Origin of the sequence: Desulfospira joergensenii DSM 10085 (assembly GCF_000420085.1) — a bacterium.
GTDB lineage: Bacteria > Desulfobacterota > Desulfobacteria > Desulfobacterales > Desulfobacteraceae > Desulfospira > Desulfospira joergensenii.
Genome location: NZ_ATUG01000001.1, coordinates 1,309,973 through 1,334,520 on the forward strand (window position 1 = coordinate 1,309,973; position 24,548 = coordinate 1,334,520).

At 52.7% G+C, this 24,548-nt stretch carries 29 protein-coding genes; 11 read left to right on the forward strand and 18 right to left on the reverse strand.

The features are described 5' to 3' along the window. Positions 1-30: 30 nt before the first annotated feature. The 6 genes from F608_RS0106565 to F608_RS0106590 form a co-directional block, all read right to left on the reverse strand. Positions 31-1,086 (reverse strand): elongator complex protein 3, encoded by a 1,056-nt coding sequence (locus F608_RS0106565; RefSeq protein ID WP_022664822.1) that lies wholly within the window; start codon positions 1,084-1,086, stop codon positions 31-33. 25 nt (positions 1,087-1,111) lie between these two features. Further along, entirely contained in the window at positions 1,112-2,695 is a 1,584-nt protein-coding gene (gene rnc / locus F608_RS0106570; protein WP_022664823.1) for a ribonuclease III, read from the reverse strand. Between the two features lie 17 nt (positions 2,696-2,712). Further along, entirely contained in the window at positions 2,713-3,075 is a 363-nt protein-coding gene (gene dksA / locus F608_RS0106575; RefSeq protein ID WP_022664824.1) for an RNA polymerase-binding protein DksA, read from the reverse strand. Positions 3,076-3,160: 85 nt separating this feature from the next. After that, the gene (gene hemA, locus F608_RS0106580) at positions 3,161-4,459 is read right to left on the reverse strand and encodes a glutamyl-tRNA reductase (protein ID WP_022664825.1); all 1,299 of its coding nucleotides are present in this window, start codon (positions 4,457-4,459) and stop codon (positions 3,161-3,163) included. Positions 4,460-4,482: 23 nt separating this feature from the next. Further along, the gene (ccsA, locus tag F608_RS0106585; protein WP_022664826.1) at positions 4,483-5,316 is read right to left on the reverse strand and encodes a cytochrome c biogenesis protein CcsA; all 834 of its coding nucleotides are present in this window, start codon (positions 5,314-5,316) and stop codon (positions 4,483-4,485) included. Then, positions 5,317-5,979 carry a precorrin-2 dehydrogenase/sirohydrochlorin ferrochelatase family protein gene (locus F608_RS0106590; RefSeq protein WP_022664827.1) on the reverse strand — a complete coding sequence of 221 codons (663 nt, stop codon included), beginning with the start codon at positions 5,977-5,979 and terminating at the stop codon, positions 5,317-5,319. Between the two features lie 105 nt (positions 5,980-6,084). Between F608_RS0106590 and F608_RS0106595 the strand changes: the two genes are divergently transcribed. Then, positions 6,085-6,927, forward strand: coding sequence for an amidohydrolase family protein (locus F608_RS0106595; RefSeq protein ID WP_022664828.1), 843 nt, complete (start codon positions 6,085-6,087; stop codon positions 6,925-6,927). Here the strand turns inward: F608_RS0106595 and pnpS are convergent, their stop codons facing one another. The 6 genes from pnpS to F608_RS30955 all read right to left on the reverse strand — a co-directional run bounded on the left by pnpS (position 6,928) and on the right by F608_RS30955 (position 12,226). Beyond that, a complete protein-coding gene (gene pnpS, locus F608_RS0106600; protein WP_022664829.1) occupies positions 6,928-8,700 on the reverse strand; it encodes a two-component system histidine kinase PnpS in 1,773 nt (590 codons plus the stop codon). A 3-nt stretch (positions 8,701-8,703) separates the two neighbouring features. Beyond that, positions 8,704-9,393 carry a response regulator gene (locus tag F608_RS0106605; RefSeq protein WP_022664830.1) on the reverse strand — a complete coding sequence of 230 codons (690 nt, stop codon included), beginning with the start codon at positions 9,391-9,393 and terminating at the stop codon, positions 8,704-8,706. Between the two features lie 132 nt (positions 9,394-9,525). Beyond that, on the reverse strand, positions 9,526-10,173 hold the full coding sequence (phoU, locus tag F608_RS0106610) for a phosphate signaling complex protein PhoU (RefSeq protein ID WP_022664831.1): 648 nt from the start codon (positions 10,171-10,173) through the stop codon (positions 9,526-9,528). 93 nt (positions 10,174-10,266) lie between these two features. Beyond that, entirely contained in the window at positions 10,267-10,710 is a 444-nt protein-coding gene (locus F608_RS0106615) for an ATP-binding protein (protein WP_027362540.1), read from the reverse strand. Between the two features lie 59 nt (positions 10,711-10,769). Beyond that, the gene (locus F608_RS0106620; protein WP_022664833.1) at positions 10,770-11,891 is read right to left on the reverse strand and encodes a PP2C family protein-serine/threonine phosphatase; all 1,122 of its coding nucleotides are present in this window, start codon (positions 11,889-11,891) and stop codon (positions 10,770-10,772) included. Between the two features lie 26 nt (positions 11,892-11,917). Beyond that, a complete protein-coding gene (locus F608_RS30955) occupies positions 11,918-12,226 on the reverse strand; it encodes an Hpt domain-containing protein (protein ID WP_022664834.1) in 309 nt (102 codons plus the stop codon). 220 nt (positions 12,227-12,446) lie between these two features. Here F608_RS30955 and F608_RS36560 point away from each other — a divergent pair, with 220 nt between their 5' ends. The 5 genes from F608_RS36560 (at position 12,447) to F608_RS0106650 (ending at position 15,675) form a co-directional block, all read left to right on the forward strand. Beyond that, on the forward strand, positions 12,447-12,620 hold the full coding sequence (locus tag F608_RS36560; protein WP_022664835.1) for a hypothetical protein: 174 nt from the start codon (positions 12,447-12,449) through the stop codon (positions 12,618-12,620). A 90-nt stretch (positions 12,621-12,710) separates the two neighbouring features. After that, positions 12,711-12,959 carry a hypothetical protein gene (locus F608_RS0106635; protein WP_022664836.1) on the forward strand — a complete coding sequence of 83 codons (249 nt, stop codon included), beginning with the start codon at positions 12,711-12,713 and terminating at the stop codon, positions 12,957-12,959. A gap of 161 nt (positions 12,960-13,120) precedes the next feature. Next, on the forward strand, positions 13,121-13,945 hold the full coding sequence (locus tag F608_RS0106640; protein WP_022664837.1) for an ABC transporter substrate-binding protein: 825 nt from the start codon (positions 13,121-13,123) through the stop codon (positions 13,943-13,945). Positions 13,946-13,957: 12 nt separating this feature from the next. Continuing rightward, complete coding sequence (locus tag F608_RS0106645) at positions 13,958-14,644, forward strand: ABC transporter permease (RefSeq protein ID WP_022664838.1); 687 nt, start codon at positions 13,958-13,960, stop codon at positions 14,642-14,644. After that, positions 14,641-15,675 carry an energy-coupling factor ABC transporter ATP-binding protein gene (locus F608_RS0106650; RefSeq protein WP_022664839.1) on the forward strand — a complete coding sequence of 345 codons (1,035 nt, stop codon included), beginning with the start codon at positions 14,641-14,643 and terminating at the stop codon, positions 15,673-15,675. Before F608_RS0106645 ends, F608_RS0106650 begins: the two co-directional genes overlap by 4 nt. 18 nt (positions 15,676-15,693) lie before the next feature. Here F608_RS0106650 and F608_RS0106655 read toward each other — a convergent pair whose 3' ends face one another. The 6 genes from F608_RS0106655 to mobA all read right to left on the reverse strand — a co-directional run bounded on the left by F608_RS0106655 (position 15,694) and on the right by mobA (position 20,694). Beyond that, the gene (locus tag F608_RS0106655) at positions 15,694-16,539 is read right to left on the reverse strand and encodes a sugar diacid recognition domain-containing protein (protein ID WP_022664840.1); all 846 of its coding nucleotides are present in this window, start codon (positions 16,537-16,539) and stop codon (positions 15,694-15,696) included. Positions 16,540-16,664: 125 nt separating this feature from the next. Further along, positions 16,665-17,933: a murein transglycosylase A gene (mltA, locus tag F608_RS0106660; protein WP_022664841.1), complete on the reverse strand. Its 1,269-nt coding sequence runs from the start codon at positions 17,931-17,933 to the stop codon at positions 16,665-16,667. Further along, the gene (locus tag F608_RS0106665) at positions 17,923-19,119 is read right to left on the reverse strand and encodes a DNA recombination protein RmuC (protein ID WP_022664842.1); all 1,197 of its coding nucleotides are present in this window, start codon (positions 19,117-19,119) and stop codon (positions 17,923-17,925) included. The genes mltA and F608_RS0106665 overlap by 11 nt, the downstream gene beginning before the upstream one ends. Further along, positions 19,106-19,606 carry a cyclic pyranopterin monophosphate synthase MoaC gene (gene moaC / locus F608_RS0106670; RefSeq protein ID WP_022664843.1) on the reverse strand — a complete coding sequence of 167 codons (501 nt, stop codon included), beginning with the start codon at positions 19,604-19,606 and terminating at the stop codon, positions 19,106-19,108. The genes F608_RS0106665 and moaC overlap by 14 nt, the downstream gene beginning before the upstream one ends. Before the next feature lie 59 nt (positions 19,607-19,665). Continuing rightward, positions 19,666-20,028: a molybdenum cofactor biosynthesis protein MoaE gene (locus tag F608_RS0106675; RefSeq protein ID WP_022664844.1), complete on the reverse strand. Its 363-nt coding sequence runs from the start codon at positions 20,026-20,028 to the stop codon at positions 19,666-19,668. A gap of 51 nt (positions 20,029-20,079) precedes the next feature. Further along, on the reverse strand, positions 20,080-20,694 hold the full coding sequence (gene mobA, locus F608_RS0106680; protein WP_022664845.1) for a molybdenum cofactor guanylyltransferase: 615 nt from the start codon (positions 20,692-20,694) through the stop codon (positions 20,080-20,082). Between the two features lie 200 nt (positions 20,695-20,894). Here mobA and pyrR point away from each other — a divergent pair, with 200 nt between their 5' ends. The 5 genes from pyrR to F608_RS0106705 all read left to right on the forward strand — a co-directional run bounded on the left by pyrR (position 20,895) and on the right by F608_RS0106705 (position 24,545). Then, positions 20,895-21,434 carry a bifunctional pyr operon transcriptional regulator/uracil phosphoribosyltransferase PyrR gene (gene pyrR, locus F608_RS0106685; RefSeq protein ID WP_022664846.1) on the forward strand — a complete coding sequence of 180 codons (540 nt, stop codon included), beginning with the start codon at positions 20,895-20,897 and terminating at the stop codon, positions 21,432-21,434. 10 nt (positions 21,435-21,444) lie between these two features. Then, positions 21,445-21,951, forward strand: coding sequence for a MogA/MoaB family molybdenum cofactor biosynthesis protein (locus F608_RS0106690; RefSeq protein WP_022664847.1), 507 nt, complete (start codon positions 21,445-21,447; stop codon positions 21,949-21,951). A gap of 3 nt (positions 21,952-21,954) precedes the next feature. Next, on the forward strand, positions 21,955-22,359 hold the full coding sequence (locus tag F608_RS0106695) for a hypothetical protein (RefSeq protein ID WP_022664848.1): 405 nt from the start codon (positions 21,955-21,957) through the stop codon (positions 22,357-22,359). Between the two features lie 120 nt (positions 22,360-22,479). Next, complete coding sequence (locus tag F608_RS0106700; protein WP_022664849.1) at positions 22,480-23,922, forward strand: sensor histidine kinase; 1,443 nt, start codon at positions 22,480-22,482, stop codon at positions 23,920-23,922. After that, positions 23,919-24,545: a hypothetical protein gene (locus F608_RS0106705; RefSeq protein ID WP_022664850.1), complete on the forward strand. Its 627-nt coding sequence runs from the start codon at positions 23,919-23,921 to the stop codon at positions 24,543-24,545. The genes F608_RS0106700 and F608_RS0106705 overlap by 4 nt, the downstream gene beginning before the upstream one ends. The last annotated feature ends 3 nt before the right edge of the window (positions 24,546-24,548 follow it).

Here is a 24,548-nt window from a genome sequence, read left to right on the forward strand (position 1 = left end):
AAATCAAACCCATGGAGATGCCCCGGGGGATCAGGAAACCTCTATTTCGTCAAGGGCCAGATCCCTGTTTGTCTCTATGGAAAAGGAAATTTGGGGAAATGTTTTCTTCAGTTTTTCAAGGGTTTGATTCTTGTCCCCCCTGAGTCTGGATTCCGACCTGGGGTGGACCCTAAGGACCATGGCCCCCCTGTCCGGCCTGACATCCCGGATCCGGGAGACGGCCCTGTCAAAGAATAACGATGACAGGACCAGGTGGCCGAATGCCGGATGCCAGGGTCCTGCCAGGACCTGGGTTTTATCCTCCATCATCTCCGAGGCCTGGAGTCCCATGCGGATCACCTCAACCCCGGCCCGGGTAAATATCTGATGGAGTTGCTTTGCCTGGTCAACGGCCCGTTCCAGGGTCAGGGGAACATATGTTCCTGCGGCATGCCATTTTGCCACCCGGCTTCCCTTCAACACCAGAAGGGGATAAATCCTGGCCGTTTGGGGCTGAAAAGAGGCCAGTTCCCGGATTCCCCGGATCACTCCCTCTCCGGTTTCTCCCGGGAGGCCGATCATGACCTGGACCCCGGTCGGAATGGCGTAGGCCTTGAGAAGATCCAGGGCCTGCCGGGTATGATCGCTGGTGTGGCCCCGCCCGACCCGGGAAAGCACGGCATCATCCATGGACTGTACCCCCAGTTCAATCATAGAGACCCCGTGGGAGGCAATGATATCCAGGTTCCGGCGGGTAATGGTATCGGGCCGGGTGGAACACCGGATCCCCTGAATTCTCCCCTCCGAGATATAGGGCCTGACCCTCTCCAGGAACCAAAGAATCTCCCGGGGGGAAAGCCCCAGAAAATTTCCCCCGAAAAAGGCCAGTTCCACCCGGGAGCGGCTCCCTTTATATGCCAGGTACTCACGGATAATACGATCCATCTCCCCTGAATCGGGAAGATTTTTTCCCTGTCCCGTGATCATGGATTGGTTGCAGAAGGCGCAACAATGGGGGCATCCTGAATGGGGGATGAAAATGGGAATTATCAAAGGAGGTTTTTTTTCGTTCATAACGGCATTGGAAGCCTGAACCGAAAGAACCATTGGAACCGCCCCTCCGTTCCCGGTCTCAGACTTTGCCCGGGTCTTGTTCTTTCTCAGTTTCCCGGATCAGTTCCAGGGCATTTCTGGCAGAATCCTGTTCCGCCGCCTTTTTGGTTTTCCCCAGTCCGATTGTATTGAGTCCGGCCAGTTCCAGGCGGATCTCAAAAGTCTTGTCATGATCCGGCCCGATCTCCCTGGATACGATGTAAACCGGTGTGGTTGACCAGGTCTCCTGGGCATATTCCTGGAGTGTGCTCTTGTAATCCAGAATATCGTGGCAGGAGAGAACATCATCAACGGCAGGACCGAACAGGCCCTGGACCAGTTCAAAAACCCGGTCAAATCCGGCGTCCAGGTAAACGGCGGCAATGACCGCCTCCAGCGCATCCGAGAGTATGGAATTTTTATCTCCGCCCCCGGAGATGGCCTCGCCTTTTCCCAGCCGGAGGAATCTTCCCAGATCGATCTTCCGTGCCATGTCGGCCAGGGCCGGCTCTGAAACCAGACTTGATCTCAGCTTTGAAAGTTCCCCCTCTTTTTTCATGGGGTTGTTCTTCATCAAAATATGACCGACGCACAGGCCCAGAACCGCATCCCCCAGAAACTCCAGCCGTTCGTTGTCACCGGAGCAGGTGTTCTGGTTCTCATTTAAATAGGATCTGTGGCAGAGGGCATTGCCCAGCAGCTGCCGGTCAAGGAACTGATATTCCAGGTTGGATTCGAGTATATCCAGCCGGGTATGAAGGGCCCGCATGGATGCGACCCGGTCTGTGAGGCTCTTGAAAAGCCCGTATTCCACCCGGATGTTCTCTTTCCCGGAACCCAGGTGCACCCCAGCGTTAAAGGTGCCGTGGAAATCCGATCCTCCGGTGACCAGCAATTTTTTCCCCTTGGCAAGGGATTTTAACAGGGCAGTGGTTCTCTGGTCGTGGTCCGTATAATAGACCTCAATTCCCTGGAGACCGAACTCAACTAGGGTCTGGATAAAATTTTCCAGGGCCTCGTCAGAGCCCAGGTCAAGCAGCCCGGGATGGGCCAGGACCGGGATGCCCCCGGCACCCAGGATCACCTGGATGGCCTTTTCACAGGAGACTTTAAACTTATCCACATAGGCGGGTTTTCCCTTGCCCAGATAAAGATCAAAGGCCTGGCGGAAATCGGCCACAACCCCTTTTTCCTTGAGAAGTTCCGCGATATGGGGACGACCGGTCAAATCGGTACCGAACCGTTCCTGAACCTCGGCAAGGCTGATCTCAATTCCCAGATCGTTCAGGGCCTTGATGATTTTTGGATTGCGCTGTTCCCTTGAAATTTTGGCTCTTTCCAGGAGGCGGTTCAGCCCTTTATCGTAAACGGAAAATCCGTATCCCAGCAGATGAATGCTGCCGGCGGACTTGAATTGAACCGGGGGGTCGCAGGAGATCTCCACCCCTGTGATGAATTCCAGGGGAAAGTCCTGGATCTGATCCTGGATTTCCAGGATTCCGTCTATGGAGTCGTGATCGGTCAGGGAAATGGCCCTGATCCCGTTGTCCCGGGCAAGGGCCAGGATTTCCAGGGGGGTGAGGGAACCGTCTGAAGCAGTTGAATGTATATGAAGGTCAATCAATGGATCGCAAGCGCCTGTCAGATACCCAGGGCCTTTTCCATATCCTCTTCCCTGGTCTTGCAGTCAATGCATTGGGTGGTCACGGGCCTGGCCTTAAGCCGTTCGATGGTGATCTCTTCCTCACAGGCCTCGCACAGGCCGAAACTGCCGTTATCGATTCTTACCAGAGCTTTTTTTATCTTCTTGATCAATTTGTGCTCCCGGTCCCGGATGCGCAGTTCAAAACTTCTCTCTGCTTCATGGGAGGCCCGGTCCGTGGGATCGGCAAAATTCTCTTTGGGTTTTGTCATCCCACTTACTGTGCTGTCTGCATGTACCAGAAGTTCATTCAGCCTGTCCGTCAAAAGCGACTTAAAAAATTCCAGATCTTCTTTTTTCATGATCCTTGTCCTTCATTTAAAATCTAGCGGAACTTCCAAAAAGGTACTATACCAGATTGGCTCCTAAAGTAAAGCAAAACTTGGCTCATTCTTCCTTCATGTCCAGATTAAACAATTGTCTGGCCACGTTGAGATAGAGGGAATCGTCCCGGTGATCGCCGGTGTGGCGCAGGAATCGTATGGGGTCATGGATGGCCCGGGAGGCAATGGCCCGGGTCATGCGGCGGATGGCCTTGACATCCTCCGGGGATAAATGGTCCAGCCCGGCCAGGGTCTTTTCGCATTCCATGTTCACGATCCGGGTCATTTTATCGTTAATGGCCTTGATGGTGGGTACAACGGCCAGACTGTCCATCCATTTCCGAAAATTCAGGACCGCCTCTTCAACAAAACGTTCCGCCTTTACGGTCTCTTTTTCCCTTTGCTGGATATTGGACTCCACGATATTTTTCAGATCATCAATATCGTACACATAGGCATTGGAGACATCGTTGATCTTTGGATCGATATCCCTTGGCACGGCAATGTCAATGAAGAACAATGGCTGGTGATGCCTCTTTTTCATGGCCCTTTTCACCTGATCCCTGGACAGAACGTAGTCTGTTGCTCCGGTTGAACTGATAATGATGTCCACATCCTTGAGCACCTCCTCCCTTTCCTCAAACCGGATGGCTTCTCCCCTGAACTTCTGGGCCAGGATCATCCCCTTATCAAAGGTCCGGTTGGCCACCAATATCTTCTTCACCCGGTTGGAGATGAGATGCTCCACGGCCAGTTCAGCCATCTCACCGGCCCCCAGCAGCATAACGCTCTTGGAGGAGAGATCTGAAAAGATCTTTCCGGCAAGCTCAATGGCGGCATAGCTTATGGATACGGCGTTGTCCCCGATACCGGTTTCCTTTCTCACCCGTTTGGCAACGGAAAAGGACTTATGCATCATCCGGTTGAGCAGCACACCCGATGCCCCGGACTCCACTGCGGCACGATAGGCCTGCTTGACCTGGCCCAGGATCTGGGGTTCCCCCACCATCATGGAATCCAGGCTGGATGCCACCCTGAACAGATGGCGGACAGCATCATCTCCCCGGCGAACATAGAGGGCCGGTTTAAACTCTGATTTATCGATCTGTTTGGCGTCGGCAATGAAATCAATCATCTCTTCCACAGGGTCCCGGTCCGGGTCCGGATTCCCTCCGGGCACATAGAGGATCTCGGTCCGGTTGCAGGTGGAAAAGACAACCCCTTCCCTTAATTTACCGTCCTGCTTGAACCGGTCAAGGGCCTGCCGGATTTCTTCCTGGGAAAAGGAGAGTCTCTCCCTGAGCTCCACGGGTGCTGTCTGATGGCTGGCACCGATTAAAATGATATTTGATTTTGCGATCATAGATTTATGGCAGTATGGTTATTCTATTTGGTAAATCCCTGGTGGTGTCCCCCCAAAAAGATATTGACACCCAGAAAAGTAAAAACAATGACTAAAAATCCCGCCAGGGTCATGATGGCCGACCTCCGGCCCCTCCACCCCGAATAAAACCGGAAATGGAGAATGGCCGCGTAGAGCAGCCATGTGCCTACGGAAAAGAGTTCCTTGATATCCCAGCTCCAGAAAACCCCCCATACGGATTTTGCATAGATAAATCCTGTGACCAGACCAAATGTCAGCAGGGCAAACCCTGTTCCGATGCAGGCATAGCTGACGCTATCCAGAAAATCCAGGGAGGGCAGCCGGCTGAAGAAAAAACCCGGGTTCTTGCCCTTGATGCCCTTTTCCTGGATCAGGTAGAGGAGTCCGGCTCCGGCGGCCAGGGCCAGGGCAGCCTCCCCGGTAAAGACCAGGACAATGTGGGAGTATAGCCAGAACCCTTTCAGGAGTCTGTCCGGAGCCACCGGGGTATCCGGTATGACCATCACCCCCAGCATGGTCAGGGTCAGCACGGCCGAGGCAAACAGACCCAGGATTTTAAGGTTGAATCTATACTGAACGATTAAAAACATGATTCCCAGGGCCAGGGCAGCCATGGACAGACTCTGTACAAGGTTGTTTATGGGCAGAGCCTTGATGGCCGATGTCAGGGAGACCACTGCCCCGAGATGAATCAGGACTGCCAAGGCCAGCAGGAAAAAGGACACCTTCTGGATCCTGTCCTTTTGATTGAACAGATAGCACAAATACCCTGCTGTTGCCGTTATATACAGCACGAATGCCAGCTGCAGCATCATTTTTATTGATTCCAAATCCATTTAAGACTCCTGTGATGCCAGGCTCTGATAATCATATTCCCTGCCCAGCAAATCCTTTAAAATCAAATTGATCCCTTCCCGGTCTTTTGCAGCGATCAGGCCCGGCAGATCTTTTTCCACCAGGCTTCTGAATATCTTCTTGTGTTGGTCCGGGTCATGGCCCTCCGCCAGCAGCCGTTTCCGGATATTCCCCATGAGAACCAGAAAAACAGCGTATTCCGGCCCGAACATTCCGGCAAGATCTTTTTTGATCTTTTTGGCCAGGGCCGGGCTGGTCCCTGAAGTGGAAACCGCACAGACCAGGTCCCCCCGGGCCATGACCGCCGGCAGGATAAAATCACCCAGTTCCGGTGCATCGGCCAGACAGCAGAGTATCCCCATCTGCCTGGCATCCTCCAGGATCTGCCGGTTCAGGCCGGCATTGTCGGTGGCGGCAAAGACCAGGAAGGCGTTTTCCAGGTCCTTTTTCTCATAGGGCCGCTTCTCAAGCCGAAGAGAGGATCCCTCTCCAGGGAAGAACTTCTCTGAAAATTCACAGGATATCACTCTGACCCTGGCTCCGCAGCCTTCAAGACCCAGGGCTTTTCTGGCACCCACTTCGCCCCCTCCCACCACAACGCATTCCCGTTCTTTCAGGTCAAGGTACACCGGATAATATTTCATCGTTTTTCTTCCTTGTTCAAACAAAACAATTAATATATATTGATCCGGTATGATTTTCAATCATTATTGAGACTTGAGTCCAACTTGAACCCGGGAGATCCTCGTATGATCATCGATACCCATGTCCATTTATTCCCCGATAAAATCAAAAAAGACCGGTCCCAATTTTTTAAGGGCGAGCCTGAATTCAAACTCCTCTACGATTCGCCGAAAGCCTCCATTGCCGTTGCCGACGAGCTGGTGGAGACCATGGATGAGCAGGGAGTGGACATCTCAGTGGGGGGGGGGTTCCCCTGGCGGAACCCTGAGCTTGCCAGGCAGAACAACGATGTCATCATTGAGGCGGTCCGGAAATATCCGGACAGAATCCGGGGGCTTGCCTGTTTTGACACCGCCTGGACCGGAGCGGCCCGGGAAGCGGAACGATGCCTTGATGCCGGACTTTCCGGGGTCGGGGAACTGGCCTTTTATCTCTCCGGAATTGACCGGGCTGCCCTGAAAGCCCTTGATCCTGTCATGGAAGTGCTGAGGTCCAGGGGCAACCTGCCCTGCATGATTCACACCAATGAGCCCCTGGGGCATGCCTATCCCGGAAAAACCCCGGTCACCCTGGAGCAGATAAACGATCTGGCCCGGACTTTTCCGGACAACCGGATCATCCTGGCCCATTGGGGAGGGGGAATTTTTTTCTATCATGTCATGAAAAAACAATTAAAGGCCGACCTGAAAAATATCTGGTATGATACGGCCGCCTCGGTCTTTCTCTATGATTCCACCATCTATGACATGGCAGAAAGGGCCGGAGTCCTGGACAAGGTCCTGTTCGGAACGGACTATCCCCTGCTCAAGCCGGGCCGGTACTATGCCGACCTGGATCAGTCCGGCCTGACCCGGGAACAGAAAGAGATGGTCCTGGGAAAAAACGCAGAGATCTTTTACGGGAATTGATCAGGCCGGCAGGCTGATGGTAAAGGTGGTGCCCATTCCTTTTTTGCTCTGCACCTCGATCCGGCCGTTATGGTATTGGACGATGTGTTTGACAATGGCAAGACCAAGGCCGGTCCCCCCTTCATGGCGGCTCCTGGCCTTGTCCACCCGGTAAAACCGGTTGAATATCTTGGGCAGATGCTCCTTGTCCATGCCGGTCCCCGTATCCCGGACCCGGATCTCCACCATGTCTTCCCTTCCCTTTGCCTCAATATGAACATTTGTCTTTTCCGGACTGTACTTGACGGCATTGTCCACCAGGTTGATCAGGGCCTGTTCCATCAGAATGGGATCCACCATGGCCGTGAGATCCTCCGGGCAGGCATACTCCATGGCGATGTTTTTTTTGTCTGCTCCGGTCCGGCAGATATTCACCACCCCGTTGATCAGGGCGGACAGATGATGTTCCTCAAACTCGATCCCGGTCCCCTGGAGCCGTTCCAGCCTGGCCAGGGCCAGAAGATCGTTGATCAGTTCGATCATCCGGTTGACGTTTTTTTCCAGAATCTTTAAAAAACTTTGGGTCTCTTCATCCTTTTTGAGCATTTCCTGGAGGGTTTCAATAAACCCCTTGATGGTGGTCAGGGGAGTCTTCAGCTCATGGGAGACATTGGCGGCAAAGGCCTTGTGCATGGATTCAAGTCGCCGGATCCGGGTGATGTCATGGAAGATGATCAGGGTTCCCATGCGCTTTTCCTGGGTATCGTACAGGGCTGTGGAGTGAATGTTCAGGATATGATCCTTTTCCTGCTGAACCAGGATATCATCCTCCACGGGCTCGTGGGTGGCCAGGGCCTTCTGGATAAAGGTCTGGAGTTCAAAATTCCGGGCCACCTCCAGGATATTTCTTTTTTTCAACTGAGAGGCCGGAAAATCAAAGATCTTGGATGCCGCAGCATTGATGGTGATGATTCTCTCATCGTTGTCAATGGCAATCACCCCCTCCTGCATGCTTGTATGGACCGCCTCAAGCTCCCTCTGCCGGTTCATGGAATCCTCTATCCTCTCATCCAGGTTCCGGGCCATGGTATTCATTACCCTGGCAAGCTCGGACAACTCCTCGGTATCCGGCGCAGCCAGGCGCCCGGTCAGATTCCCCTTGGCAAATTCCTGGGCCCCTTTCTTCATCTCCTCCACGGGCCGGATAATCCTTCTTGCGACATACAGGCTGGCTGCAGCCGCGGCCATGACCGTGATCAGCATGGCAAACAGGATCTTGTTCCTGACGTCCTTTATGTTCTTGTCAATGGTGGAAACGGAAACCGCTGTCCGGACTACGGCCTTTGGTTTTCCGTTCTGGAGGATGGGAAGGGCAATATACATCATATTGTTGTCCAGGGTGGAGCTGTAGCGCATGGACATCCCCTTTTTCCCCTTGAGGGCCTCCCTGATCTCAGGGCGGCCGGAATGATTTTCCATGGTCTCCACGCGGCCCTGGGAATCTCCCAGCACCACTCCAGAGGGTGAAATTACGGTCAGACGGGTCTCGATATCGGCCCCGAGTTCCTTGCACAGCCGGTCAATATCTTCCTTGGGCAGGTTCTCCTGGATCAGAAAATGGGCGAATTTGCTCTGGATGAGCTTTGCCCGGACAGTCAGTTCCTTTTCGGAATTCTCCAGGAAAAAGGTTTTAAAATGATTCGTGGAATACCAGGTCTCCACAAAAAGGGAGACAAGGATGATAATCAAAAAGGACGGGAAAATCTGCCAGATCAATTTTTTTTTAGTATACATTATCTATTCTTTGAACCGGTACCCCACACCCCTTACGGTTTCAATGAGGGCTGCGTATTGTTTAAGTTTTTTACGCAGCCCCACGATGATAACATCGATGCTTCTCTCCGTCACTGCATAATTCTCACCGTGAATGGCGTCAACGATCTGGCCCCGGGTAAACACCCATCCTTTTTTATCCGCCAGAAAGGAGAGCAGTTCAAACTCAGACAGGGTCAGGTCAATGACCTCTCCCTCAATGGTGACAACATGCTTGGCCTGGTCAATGATCATCTCCCCTTCCTGCTTGACCCGGGTCCTGGATTCAACGACTTTCTGCTGGCGCCTTCTCAGGATGGCACGGATTCTGGCGGTCAGTTCCCTGGGGCTGAAGGGTTTGGATATATAGTCGTTGGCCCCCAGCTCAAGGCCGGTGACCACATCGGATTCCTCTCCCTTGGCCGTGAGCATGACAATGGGCATATCCTTGGTTTCCCCGTTGTTTCTCAGGTACCTTGTCACTTCCAGCCCGTCAATGCCCGGCAGCATGAGATCCAGGACCATGAGATCCGGCCGGGCCTGTTTGGATATTTTGATGGCCTCCTCACCGGTAATGGCCGTTAGGATATTGTACCCTTCACTTTTAAGGTTGTATTTTATCAATTCAATGATGTCTTCTTCATCGTCAACGATGAGTATGGTTTCTTTCAGCATTTTTTCCATCCTGTCATGGGAAAATCATACACCACAGCCCGTCTCAAACCAGGAGCCCCATGGCGATTGACTTTCAAATTGGCCTGTCTTTCAAAGCGGGATGATCCGCAGCAGGGATATCCTGTGGATATCTCAGGTATGGCGGATGATCTCCCCTTCAATCAGATAAATCACCTCTTCCGCAATATTGGTCGTATGGTCTCCGATCCTCTCGATATGTCTTGAAATCAGGTACATGTTTATGATCTCCGCCACCATGTCCGGGTTGTCCCGGATATTGGCCTTCATGGCATCATAGGCCTCATTTCTCATGGCATTGACCTCTTTGTCCATATTGCGGACATCATGGGCCATATCCACATCCATACTGACCAGGGCGTCCAGGCTTTTTTTCAGCATCTTGGATGCCTGTTCCGCCATGGCTGCGTAATCATACTTGAACTTGTTCGGGTTCTCCCAGGAGGTCCTGAAGCGTCTGGCAATATTGACGGCATAGTCTGCAATCCGCTCCAGATCGTTGTTGATTTTTATCACCGCCACAATCAATCTGAGGTCCGTGGCGACCGGCTGATACAGGGCCAGGGTTTTCAGGCATTCCTCTTCCACCTCAATTTCCCTCTCATCCACTTCAAAATCCGTATCAATGATGAACTGGGCCAGCTGAAGGTTTTCCGTCTGAACAGCTTCAATGGACTTTTTAAAGCGGTCTTCTACCATGGCACCCAAAGAAAGAATCTCTTTTTTTATATTGTGCATGGCTCTTTGCAGGTGGGCCGTCATGAAATCTCCTTTATTAATCCGTATCGAATGTCGGGCATTTGTATCATTTTATGATTAGAATTTTGTTAGATTATGGTTACGGAGAGGTTAAGATCAGGGGGTCACCTCTTTTTGGATGTACAGGATATTGCCTTTTTTATTATACCCGTACCAGGTGGCATAGCTCTGCATGATGGGAATTCCCCGGCCATGGTCCTCTGCCTCCTCCATCTGAGAAGTCTCCTGCTTTCCCCAGTCAAATCCTTTACCCTGATCCTCGATCTCCATATGGACAAGGGCCTTGTCAGTGACCTTGAGCAGAAACCCCACATCCTTGCCCGAGTCATTTCTATTGCCATGGCGGACCGCATTTGTCAATCCTTCCCGCATGAGCAGATTCAGGGCGAACATCTGGGATGAAATTTCAGGAATATTTGTCTTAAGATAGGTCTCGGCGATCCGGCACACTTCATCAATGCTCTCCATGCAGGAAGAAAACCCGATGAAAAGAGTGTTCCTTTTTTCAACCACCTTCATCTTTCTGGATTGATCTGCCATATCCATCACCCGGATATTTCACGGCTTTAATTTTTCCTCCCTTCCGGGAGAAATCGAATCTAGACCTCTATGCAAAGCAGTACGATATCATCCTCGGGCAGGCTGTCCGGGCCGAACAATTCCCGGATCAAGGCCTTTGGGGCCTGGTCCAGGGGAACACCCCTCAACCCGGGATAGAGGGAGACCAGGCTTTCCGCCCCGCTCACCCAGGTTACACGCTTTTCAGCCGACTCCACCAGCCCGTCGGAATAGACAAAAAACCGGTCCCCCGGCTTTACCCGGATCCTGTGGCTGGCAAACCTGGCGTCGGAGAACATGCCGAGAATATCCCCCTCGGTTTTGATGAGAAAGGGCTCTCCGGCCAGGGGTAGAAAGGCCACAGGCGGGTGGCCGGCATTGATGATGGTCAGGGTCATGGTGGACCGGTTCAGGTGAAGGTAGGTGGCGGTAAGGTATTTGCTTTCCGGCAGGATCTCCACCATGACGTCGTTGATCATCTTCATGCTTTCCATGGGAGAGTAAACCGGGGTGCAGTTCTGGGCGAGAAGCGCCTTTACAGATGCGGTGATATAGCTGGTCTCAATATCGTGCCCCGAAGAATCCGCCACAAAATATCCTGTAATATTCTCGGAAATGTTCAGGATATCGTAAAAGTCTCCCCCGGCCTCTTCCAGGGACTTGTAATAGACACCGAAACGGGCATTGGGGTATTCCCCGGGCAGGGGCAGCATGGCAGCCTGGGCCTGGGTGATCTGTCTGAGCCTTCCGGCCTGATCCTGGATCAGGGAATTGGTGGCAATGGAGAGCTTGAGATGAATCCTGACCCTGGCCAGGACCTCAAGGGGGTGAAAGGGTTTGGTAATATAATCCACAGCCCCCAGGTCAAATCCCTTTAGTTTGGCGTCCACCTCACTGATACCGGTCAGGAAGATAACCGGTACGGTACTGGTGGCCGTGTTGTCCTTCAGCTTCCTGATGACCTCAAATCCGTCCTCTTCAGGCATTTCAATATCCAAAAGGATCAGGTCCGGCCGCCTTTCCACGACCATGGTCCTGGCTTCCGGCCCGTTGTCTGCAATAATCACCTCATACCCTTCCTTGGAAAGGGATTTTTCAATGAGTTTTAAGTTCATGAGGTTATCGTCCACTGCCAGTATGGTATAGGCCTGCGACTTTCCCATGGTTCAATCTCCCTGCCTGGACGGCATCAGCCCTTTCCCAGGCCGGTTATCTGTTTTTCAAGATCTGAAATATAGGTCTTGAAATTTTCAAGGCTGCCAGCCCTGGCTTGAATTTCCATTTTTTGGGCCAGTCCTGCCATCTCTTCAAAGCCCAGGTTGCCGGCGGCCCCTTTTATGGAGTGGGCCGCTGCCGCCGCATCTGCCGGAACACCCAAAAGGATTCCCTGTCTGATTTTTTCAATATCGGCCCGGCAGGTCATTACATAGAGTTCGACCAGCTCCAGAAAATCCTCTTCTTCAATTCCCAGACGTGCTGCAAAACCTTTAAAATCCATGGAAACTCCCGGCCTATTCAGATTAGGATCATTTAAGAATTGATTTGTTGAGTATAAAAAAATATTTCCGGTTTGTAAATGGAATCCCCCTCTGCAACAATGGGGTTCCTTTGACAAAACAAAAAAAATCCCATATTGAAACTCTGTAAAAAAATCGGTATTAAATGGAAATCCGTTCCTGACCGAGATAAACACGGGTAAGAGGAATGCCGGAGACCGAATGGGAAAATGCAGGAAACATCCCCACAGGGAAACCAATTATCGATGTGCAAAATATGACACTTATCTGTGCCGGGAATGCCTCCACTGCAAGGATCCGAAAATTTACTGCAAATACCGGACCTCCTGTCCCATCTACTATATCACCGTCAAAGGATTGGATCCTGATGCCTGAAATTTCCCTGCAGTGAATGGCCCGGCTCAAGACAAAACCCGTAAACAGATTTTAATGAAGCCGCACCCCCGAGGCTGAAGATTTATCAAAATGAAAAAAGATACCCATAATTTTATCCAGGAGTACAAGGGACTCGGTGCCTTCGGCATGGATCGGAACACCGACGAAGAAACCGTGATGTTCTACCTCCAGAAATTTTCCGAGGACAGTTTCATGGCGGCGCTTCTGCCCAGGCTTTCCAACGGTGAACTGGAAGAGATCTATATGTTCGTCAACAAAATGCTGAAAAACCATCTCTCCGAAGACGAGTATCACGAACTTTTCCTCAAGGATCGATAGGAACTTCTGTTATTTTTGGTTGTTATCGGTAACCTTTTAAACCGCATACTCCTTTATTTACGATGTTCTTGACTAAACCCTTGGATTCGCATATTTCTTTTTGAAGGGACAAAATCATTTTCCATCAAAGGGAAAAATCACTTAATTCAAAGGAGAGAAAAATGAACGGAAAAAAACTGAAGTCGATCCTTGCCGCTGTCTTGTTTCTGATATTTGCCTCGGCAACCTCCCAGGCTGACAGCCTGATGATGGCCACCACCACGAGTACGGACAACACCGGGCTTCTGGATTATCTCATCCCCCATTTTGAAAAAGATACTGGGATTGAACTCAAATGGACGGCCACCGGAACGGGCAAGGCCCTGAAACTGGGGCAGAACTGTGACGTGGATGTGCTTCTGGTCCATGCCCCCCCGGCGGAAAAAAAATACATTGCCAACGGATACGGAAAAGACCGCAGGGAAGTCATGTACAATGATTTCGTCATCATCGGCCCTGAATCCGATCCCGCCGGCATCAAGGGAAAGGATATCTCCGGCGCCCTGGCCGCTGTCAAGGCGGGCAAGGCAATGTTCATGAGCCGGGGAGACGACTCAGGCACCAATAAAAAAGAAAAACTGCTGTGGAAGAATGCCGGAATCCAGCTTCCGGATAAAGAGTCCTGGTATGTCCAGACCGGCCAGGGCATGCTGGCCACCATCAACGTGGCCCAGGAAAGAAAAGGGTATACCATGACCGACCGGGGCACCTATATCAAGTACCAGTCCCAGCAGGGAGGCAATGCCCCCTTACAGGTCCTGGTGGAAGGGGACAAGATCCTTTTGAACCAGTACAGCGTCCTGACCCTGGATCCCAAAAACTGCCCCAAGGCCAAGTATGATCTGGCCCTGAAATTCTCCGACTGGATGGCCTCCAAGGCGGCCCAGGACCTGATCCGGGATTTCAGGCTTTTGGGGAAAAAACTCTTTATCCCCAATGCCAAATAACCCGGATCATCCATGGATTATATCGTTGCAGGCCTGATCAAGGCGGTCCAGCTTCTTTTTTCCGGGGATGCCTCCACCTGGACCGCCGTATCTGCAACCTTGAAGATCTCCACCTGCTCCATGCTGGTCAGCATCGGAGCAGGTCTTCCCTGCGGATTTGTCCTGGGGTACTTTAATTTTAAGTACAAAAAACCCTTAAGAACCGTTCTGGATACTCTCCTGGCCCTGCCCACGGTGTTCATCGGTCTTGTAATCTACGCCCTGATCTCCAGCCGGGGCCCCCTGGGGGAGTTCAACCTCTTGTTCACCCTTACCGGGATCGCCATGGGCCAGACCATCCTGGCCTTTCCCATTGTCACGGCCATCACCGCCTCCATCGTGGAAAACCTGGATCCGGATCTTAAGCTGACCCTGGTTTCCCTGGGCGCCGGGAAAAAAAACATCATTGCCACCTGCCTCTGGGAGGTGCGATACGGCATTTTGGCCGCCGCGGTCACGGCCTATGGACGGGTCCTCACCGAGGTGGGCATCTCCATGATGGTGGGGGGCAATATCAAGTATCATACCCGGACCATCACCACGGCCATTGCCCTTGAAACCAACAAGGGACTCTTTGCCGACGGGATTGCCCTGGGACTGGTTTTGATCACCATTGCCTTTGCCGTCAACCTTTCCCTTTCCTTCCTGAGAAGACAATGAGCCCGGCCCCTGTATTTGAAATAAAGGACCTTGTCCATTACTACGGGGAAAAAAAGGTTCTCGACATTGGGGCTCTTTCCATTTTCAAAGGCTCCATCACCGGGCTCCAGGGGCCCAACGGAAGCGGCAAATCCACTCTCTTGAAAATCCTGGCCTTTGCCATGAAGCCCAGGCAGGGAGCCGTTCATCTCAACGGGCAGCCCGAAGTCCCCTTTTCCCCCCGGGTCAGGGCCCGGGTGAGTCTCCTGACCCAGAAACCCTACCTGCTGAAACGGAGCGTTTTCGACAATGTGGCCTATGGACTGGCCATCCGGAAAGATACCCGGAATCTGGAAAACCGGGTGGGCCAGGCCCTGTCCATTGTCGGCCTGGATTATGAAAATTTCGCCCGGCGCAAATGGCATGAACTCTCCGGGGGGGAAGCCCAGAGGGTGGCCATGGCGGCCAGGCTCATCCTCAAGCCTGAAGTCCTGCTCCTGGACGAGCCTGTGGCCAGCGTGGACACCGAGAGTGCCGGCCTGATCCGCCAGGCCTCCCTCAACGCCAGAAAAGAGTGGGGCACCACCCTGATCATTGCCAGTCACGATCTCCAATGGCTTTACAAATGCTCGGACACCCAGATCTCCATTTTCCAGGGAAGACTGTTTTCCACGGGCCGGGAGATCATCATTCCCGGACCCTATGAAAACCGGACAGGAACCCGGACAATGGTCCGCCCCCTGGGGGATATCGGCCGGATCCGGCTGTCCCTGCCCGGGGGGCCGGATCAAACCGCCGTGATACAAAGGGACCGGATTCGGATATGCCTGTCCGGAGAACAGGCCCATGATCCGGATATGGACAATCAAATCCCGGGACAGGTGATCTCCATGCTCCTGGAAAAACAGACCGGAAACATCATGACCTTTATCCAGGTAAATGACCTGAGCTTTGCCCTCAGCCTTTCACCTGAAAACGGATCCCGCCTCGGCCTTGTTCCGGGAAAAATCGTGGAACTCAGGTTCAGATCCGGAGATATTCAATGGAGATAGAGTCCGGGAAGGGGATCTTTATCCCCCCTGCTTGAGCCTGAGAAGGGAATCCTTGAACTCATTAATCATGACAATGGTCTCATCAATCATCTCATTCTGTTGAACGGAAATTCCGGAAAAAGCCTCCAGGGTCTGGTTCAGATCCTCAATGGAGCCATTGATAATTCCCATATTCTTCTCAATGGTGAGGGCCGCCTCTTTTGTCGCCTTTGACATTTCCCGCATCTCCTGGGCTACAACGGCAAAGGCCCGGCCCTGTTCCCCGGCCCGGGAGGCTTCAATGGTGCCGTTGATACTCAGGATATTGCTCATGGAAGAAATATCCTGGATGGTCTTGAGGATATCGTCGGTGACCTTGACATTTTCAAGGACCTGACCGGCGGACTTCTCAATCTCCTGGAAAATGGTTTTTGTCCTTTCGGAAATATCCCTGTTCTTGTCCGTCATCACATCGGCACTGGAAAATACCCGCTGGGAGGTCTGGTCGATCTGTTCTTTCTGTTCCAGTTCATTCACCCAGGAGGTCATGACCAGGGAGGAAATCCTGGCCAGGGACTTGACCCGGTCCACGTCTCCGGCGAGACCGAAGGTTCCCACCCGCTTTTGGCCCGCCTGGATTACGCAGTTGTACCCCTCTTTGACAAGGGGATTTTCCAGGGCATCTTCTGCCGTAACCAATACCTCATCCACTTCCCCGGACATGATCTTCTGGGCTCCGGCATGGGTATCCCCAAGCCGGGTCCGGTCCGAGGCAATTCGAATCACTCCTGCTTCATCGCAGACGATGACCGGATAGCCGGATTCCTGTTTAACCTGGGACACAAACGCCTCTGCCATCTGCCAGAACCTATCCTCTATCCCCATTTACTCTTCCTTTCCCGATTTAATGAGTAAAAATAATTCCCAATCAGAGACATAACACAATTCAAGCCGCTATTGCATAAAAAAAATCAGATATCTGTTCAATATGTTTCAGGAAATCATTTTGATCAGAAATCGCCGGGAGAGTCAGGCTGGGCCAGGACCAGGAAAAAGAGACGGCCCGGGGTATTCATATTTCCTGCCGTAAATTCGGCAAGAGTCCCGCTGCCGCAGAAAAGATCTGCCCGGCCCGGTCCCCGTATGGCGCCGCCGGTGTCCTGGTTCATGACAAAAAAGGAAGCCGGCGCCCACTGGTCCCTGGGGGCAGGGAATTCAGGATCAGGAAGGGCAGCCATCATAAAGCCAAGCCCTCCCCAGGGGAAAAGCTTATGGTCTGTTGCGATGGACCGCAAAGGGGTGAGTTCCACCCCGATACTCCCGTAGGGTCCCCCCTCTTCCTGCTGGAAAAAGACAAAACTGGGGTTATGGTGAAGGACCTCATCCATACGCAGGGGGTTGGCTTCCAGCCAGTTCCGGATGGCCGCCATGGACATATCTTCTTTTAAAATTTCTTCCTGGTCAATAAGATACCGGCCCACGGACCGGTAGGGATTCCCGTTGGACCCGGCATAGTGGACCCGGATCTCTTCTCCGCCCGGAACCCGGATCCTGCCCGATCCCTGGACTTCCAGGAAAAACCGGTCCACCCGGTCCTTGAGCCAGATCACCGGCTCTGCCCTGGCGGAAAAATCCTTTAAAAGGTTGATCTCCTCCCGGGTGAAATAGGGAAGCACCCGGTTCCCGTCTACCCGTGCGGTCAGGCTCTTATGCCCCTTGTACCGGTCCGAAAACAGGGAGAGATCGATTTTAAGAAGATCCGAGGGCAGGGAAAACAAAGGCCACTCAAACTCCGGGCCGGGTGACAGGCTTCCCTCATAAACCGGCTCAAAGTATCCTGTGAACAGGACTTCATGATCCGGGTTTCCCACGCTTTCGTAGACGATGAATTTCTTTTTGATAAAAGAGTTGAGTTCTTTTACCGAAGGAGACCCGGCCAGAAAATCCCTAAACACCTCAATGGATCGGGCCATGTGTCCGGCCGGGTATACCTCTCTGCCCAGGGTATAGGTCCGGCCTTTTGGGACCCTTGAAAAATAGGTCAGGCTGTTTTCAAGGGAGGTGCAAAGGTCCTTAAAACCCAGGCTGTCCTCAAACCGGGGATATTGCCGGGGCTTCAGTTTTTTCAAAGGAAAGCCCTCTTCTCCGGGCCGCATCCCCTTTGAAGGGCCGCATCCGAGAAATCCGCCCAGGCAGATAAGAACAAGGACCAAAGCCCAGACGGCCGCTACCGGACCTCCACTTCCAGGCCGGAACAAAGCCATTACTCTATTCTCCATCATCCTCTCCTTTTCCGACCTTTCTCACCCCGGAAACCGAGGGATCCAGAAAAGAAAGCTCCGTGGTTTTCACGGAACCCAGCCCCAGGGTCGAAAGCTTTCTGGCCGGGGGCATGACCCGCTTTTCCATGGCGCCCACGGTCCGGTTAAAGCTGGCCGCAGTTTTTTCAATATCCTTGCCCAGACGGTTCATATGGTCGGCCATGGCAGAAAGGCGGGAGTGAAGCTGGACCCCTAAATCCCGGATCTCCTCTGCATTCTCATAGCTTTTCTTCTGGAGCCAGGAATAGGAAACCGCCTTTAACAGGGCAATCAGGGTGGTGGGGGTGGCAGGGATCACCCCTTTTTCAACGGCCCTTTCAATGAGGTCGGGCTTATGGGTCAGGGCGGCCGAGAAAAAATTCTCCCCAGGGATAAACAGGACCACGAACTCAGGAGAGGGGGAAAAATGGGACTGGTACTGCTTGGACCCCAGGGAAACGACATGGGCCATGACCTGGCGGGCATGGTCCGCCATCCTGGCCTGTCTTTCGTTTTCATCTCCTGCCTCCAGGGCGTCCAGGTAGGCCATGAGGGGAACCTTTGCATCCACAATGATCTTGCGATTGGACGGCAGGGTCACCACCATGTCCGGCCTCAGCCGGCCGTTCTCCCCTGTCCCGGTCTTCTGCTCCTCAAAATCGCAGTGGGATACCATACCGGCCAGCTCCGCCACCCGCCTGAGGGTAATCTCCCCCCACCGTCCCCGCACATGGGGCTGGCGCAGGGCCTTGACCAGATTCCCGGTCTCCATGTGGAGCAGGTGCTGGGTCTTTCCCATCTCAAGGAGCTTTTCCGTGATGGTTCCATAGGCCTTTTCCCTTTCCCTTTCCATCTCGCTGAGCCGGGATTCATACCGGTCCAGGGTCTGGCGGATGGGGTCTATGGTATGCCGGATCTCATCCCCCCGGATGGAAAAATCTTTCCTGGCCTCCTTCACATAGGTTGAAAAATAGGATTCGGCAATCTCCATGAACCGGGTGGAATTCTTGTACAAAGCCTTATCAGAAAGCTCTTCCAGCCGGCCCGAGAAGAAGGAGAGGCCCAGCCGGGTCAGGATAAAACAGACCAGGATTCCCAGACCAAACCCCAAAGCCAGCCATGCCAGGTTATCCGGGCTGATCTGGCTGAAATCAGGAAAGGTCATTGTCCCCTGACGGATCTGCCCGATAAACCCCGCTCTTGCCCCCGGATTTAGACTTGAGAAAAACCTTGGAGATGGACATGGCCCGGTCATAGGACTTGCACATATCGTAGATGGTCAGGCCGGCCACGGTCACGGCGGTCAAAGCCTCCATTTCCACCCCGGTTTTTCCGGTCAGGGAAACTTCAGCCTCAATACGGATCCGGTTTCCCGAGGGATCGGGAAAAAAATCCACCCGGGCATGGGTGATATTCAGGGGATGGCACATGGGAATGAGATCGGATGTTTTCTTGGCGGCCATGATCCCGGCGATCCTTGCCGTTTCCAGGACATTCCCCTTTTTCACCTTTTCATCCATGATCCGTTCAAGGGTTTCCGGAGCCATGACCACATGGGCTCCGGCCACGGCCGTCCTCGGGGTTTCGGCCTTGTCTCCCACATCGACCATCCTGACCCGGCCGTCTGCATCCAGGTGTGTAAAATCCTTCATATGAGTTCCATTTCCTCCCATGAAAGCCAAAATGCTTCCATGGGGTATTTACAAGGGTTTTATTCTTTGAAAAACTGCTTTTTCCGGGTCACCTGGGATTTGATGAGATTCAGGGTCTCTGCCAGGGTCTCTATAACATTTTCCCGGATATCCCCGGCAACGATGAGAACCATGACATCATCCCCCACCTGAAGAAGTTTGTCCTCTTCAATGTGCACCAGGATTTCAACGATTCCGGGCCTGGATTTCTGCTCTTGTACGATCCGGGAGAGAAGTTCATGGTCCACCTGGATGGTAAGGCCCGTAACCGGATCTCCTTCCCGGGTATTTTCCCGGACCACCCCGTTGTGGCACAGGACCATGCCGGCCTTTGAAAAATCCGGATGTGCCTTGACCTGTTCCAGCATTGATGCAATATCCATTCTATCCTCCCGGGATCGCTGTTCCGATCCCCGCTCCTCAATTATTAATTATCAATTCTTAATTTTTAATTGTCTTACCAATTGCCTGGCCCTGGCCAGATCCTCCGGGGTATTGACATTGAACTTAAAGTTAAGGTCAGGGTCCAGTTTTTTCAATTGTTCAAAGGGAATTTCCCTTACCCTTTTTTTATTAAAAAATTTTTTGATCATGAAGATCTCTTTTGCCAGGTTCTTCTCGATCAAAGGGATGCAGGTCTTGGCGTAAACCGCGGTAAGGGGTTCCAGCCCCTCCGGAGTCCTTGGGATGACAACCTGGGCCCCGGGCCCGGTCCGTTTGACCAGATATTCAATCACGGCCCGGCTGGCAAAGGGGAAGTCACAGGCCGTCACGTAGGCCCAGGGATAGGAGGCGTGGAACAGGCCGGAATGAAGGCCTGCCAAAGCGCACCCGGCCGGAATAATATCCGTCACCACCATGGCATCCAGCCCAATGAAATCCCCGGGGTCATTGACCACCAGGATGATCTCCCTGAACAAATCTGAAAACAGGTCGCAGGTCCTCTCCAGCATGGTGGTTTCCCCTACCCTGTGAAAGGATTTTTTCTTTCCCGGAAGCCTGCTGTTCCGGCCCCCGGCCAGAATCACGCCGGTACAGTCAAATTTCATACCCCTAACATCCCGCTCAAATTATTTTCCCCAAACCATAAAGCCCTGACCCTGCCCATTGAATTATAGGAACTGGGATTTAAAATCAATATTAACATTGGGCCCGGGGTATTGCCTGGCGAAAAAAAAAATGGTACAGGGGTGGAACCGGTAATAATGAAAAGGCCCGTGACGGGTCCGGAGGACTTGAAAGACTTTCCATGAAAAAATCAAAAACCATTCTCAATGACCAGGATTTCAAGCGGATCATCACACGAATTGCCCATGAGATCATTGAAACCCATAAAGGGGCCCAAAACCTGGCGCTTGTGGGAATTTTAACCCGGGGGGATTCCCTGGCCAAGCGGCTGGCCGATCAGATTTACACCATAGAGGGCATCCGTATCCCCGTGGGGTCCATGGATATCAACATGTACCGGGACGACTGGACAAAGATCAGCCACCAGCCCATTGTCAGGCCCTCCAATATTCCCTTTTCCGTTGACGACAAGGAGATCATCCTCGTGGACGATGTCCTTTACACAGGCAGAACCATAAGGGCGGCCATGGAGGCCCTCATGGATTTCGGACGGCCCTCCCGGATCGAACTGGCCATCCTCGTGGACAGGGGATACAGGGAACTGCCCATCCAGGCCGATTACAAGGGGATTTCCATTGACACGGAACAGGGGGACAACATCCAGGTCCTGGTCCGGGAACATGATGATCAGGACCTGGTATTCAAGGAGGCCCGATCCTAGGGAGGATTCCATGAGCACCCTTCTCCACAAAAAAGAGGCCCTCGGAAAACTGAGGATCGCCGTCATCTCCGTCTCCACCACCCGGACAAAGCTTTCCGAGGACAAAAGCGGAACCTGGATAAAAAAACAGGCCAAAAAGCAGGGAAATGAAGTGGTGATCCACCAGACCGTTACCGATGATATCCAGGCGGTCCAGGAACTGGTGGAACATGTGACCCGGAAAATCAGCCCCCATGCCGTGATCCTGTCCGGCGGGACAGGAATCAGTCCCAAGGACGTCACCATTGAGGCGGTCAGCCCGCTCTTTACAAAGGAACTCTCCGCCTTTGGCCCGGTATTTGCCCAGCTCAGCTTTGAAGAAATCGATTCGGCCGCCATCATGTCCAGGGCCACGGCCGGCATCATCGAAAACAGCGTGGTCTTCTGCATCCCTGGCAGCATTAAGGCCTGCAAACTGGCCTGCAACGGATTGATTTTCCCGGAACTCGGACATCTGGTCAAGCACATGAAGGAATAAAGAATGAATGAAATAGAAGAATTTGCATCCGCCTGGGAAGACAATGACTCCCAGACCCAGAAAGCCTTTACCGAACTTCTTGAACACCTGAAGACTCTTGAAATCACAGACCTGGAATTCAATGCCCGGCCCGGGGTGAGCTACTCCCTGCGGCCCCGGCGCAGGGACCAGAAATCAAGATCCCTTTTTGCCATGGTGGACGTCATCGACGACGATCCAGATGAAAGATGGCTTTCCGTCTGCTTCTACGGTGAGATGATCACAGACCCGGATGAAATGGGGGACCTGATCCCCGAGGGGCTCCTGGGAGAAGACGGCTACTGCTTTGATCTCTACGAATACGACAAAGATGAGATCGAATATCTGAAGCAGCGGCTGAGCCAGGCCCATGGCAACGCCGGGGAATAACCCCCGGAAACCCCATGGAGCCGCCCCCCGGGGAGCCCCATATCATTTAGTCTTATCCGTTTACGGCAGATCCCTTGGAAGCCAAAGAACATCCTTACGATTGATTAGGAATCCTGAGTATTGAAACTGACCGTATACAAAAAGATGATGCTTGGATTCGGCGCGATCATCGGGCTGGTGATCCTGTCCAGCGCCTATGTCATCTTTGAACTCAATGAAGTATCCACCGGGGTCAAAACCATCCTGAACTCAAATGTTCAGACCCAGAAGGCAGCCCGGCAGCTCAAGTCCATTGTTCGGGATGAAAACTCCTATGCGGAAAAATATCTTATCTCCAATGACCCGACCTATCTATCCCTCTTCTCCGAAACCGGCACACAGGTCAACCAGCAACTGACGCTTTTGCTCTCCCGGCAGACCTCCGCCCGGGACAGGGCCCTGGTCCAGGAGATGATCCAGAGCCATGAAACCCTTGTCCGGGCAGTGGAAAATCAGGAACCAGACCCCGGGAAAACCCAGGAGAACCTGGCCCGGCTCATGGCCTCCCTTGACAGCATGATCCAGAGGAATCAGTTCCGTATCGGGGAAGAAATGGGAGAAATCGAATCCATCATTGCCCAGTCGGTCCAGGTTGCCCTGGCTTTAATCGCCGGTTCCCTCCTGGCTGCCACGGCAGCAGCCCTGATCATCACCCGGACCCTCACAAAACCCATCGGTGAATTGATCCGGGGGACCCAGGAAATGGCCCGGGGCAACTTCGATGAAATCCGGGTCTCGTCCCGGGATGAAATTGCCCTTTTGGCAGAGGCGGTCAACGATATGGGTTCAAGGATCAGCGCAGTCAACCGTCAAAGAGCCCGGATGATGCAGCAGATTTCCCACGAGATCAAGACCCCGCTCCAGGCCATGCAGTCGGCCCATGATGTTTTAAAAGCCTCCCCGGATATCAATGAAGGCCAGGTCCGGATACTGGGAGTTGTCTCCAGGGCCGTTGACAAATTGAATCATCTGAGCCGGCAATACCTTGACCTGGCCAAAATCGAATCCGAAGCCATTGAATACAACCTGGAGCCGTCGAATCTGGTGAACATAGTGATGCCCGTTGTTGAAGAGACCCGATTCATTGCAGAATCAAAAAAAATCGACCTTGAACTGAAACACTCTGCTGTTCCGAAGATCATGGCGGACCGGGAAAAAATCGCCATCATCGTCTCCAATCTGATCACCAATGCCATCAAGTATACCCCGGAAAAGGGAAACATCCTTGTCCGCATCGATCCGGGAGAGCTTGGGGCCCGGATCCGGGTTCAGGATTCCGGTATCGGCATCTCCAGGGAGGAAATTCCCAATGTCTTTACCCGGTTCTACCAGGCCGGCAACGCCGGACAGATAACGCAGAACGGATCCGGTGTGGGCCTGGCCATTGTCAAAGCCTATACAGAAGGCCATGGGGGCCGGGTTCATGTCCAAAGCATGCCGGATCAAGGTTCTCTGTTCCAGGTTGAATTCCCGGCGCTGGATTCCCCGGAGCCGGAATCTGAAAATGCAGGGGCCTTCCCATGAGATCTTTTATGGGAATCTCCCTTTTTGGGTTCATCCTTTTGAGCCTTGTTCTGACCGGCTGCATCTCCGGTCTCCCGGTTTCAGAAAACCAGGCCCGGGTCCACATGGAGTCGGCCCGGGAAAAAGAAAAGGCCTTGCAATTTGAGGAAGCCATAAAAGAGTATGGCTTCATTGTACGGACCTATCCCAAAACCGGCCATTACAAAACCGCGGTCCTGAAAATGGCCCTGCTCCACCTTGATCCTGACAATCCAAAAGCCGATTTCATAAAAGGGGAATATTGGCTGGAACAATATCTATCTCTGGATCTTCTGCCGGAGGAAAAAGAAATGGCCGTCTTCTGCATTGCCCTTGCCGGACAGATCCGTTCTGTGCAAGAAGAGAAAGAAAATCTCCTGTCCCGGACCCGCAGTCAAAAGATCCAGATTGAATCCCTTGCCCGGCAACTGGAGAATACCGGATCAAAACTGGAACAAGCCGAATCAGAACTGGAACAGGCAAGGGCGAAAATAAAATCCCAAAAAAGCTTGGAAAAAGAACTGTCCGTCCTGAAAGACAAGCTGGAAAAAATCAAGGCCATTGATGTCCAGATGCACAAAGCCAAAAAAAAGCTGGAAAAATAAACA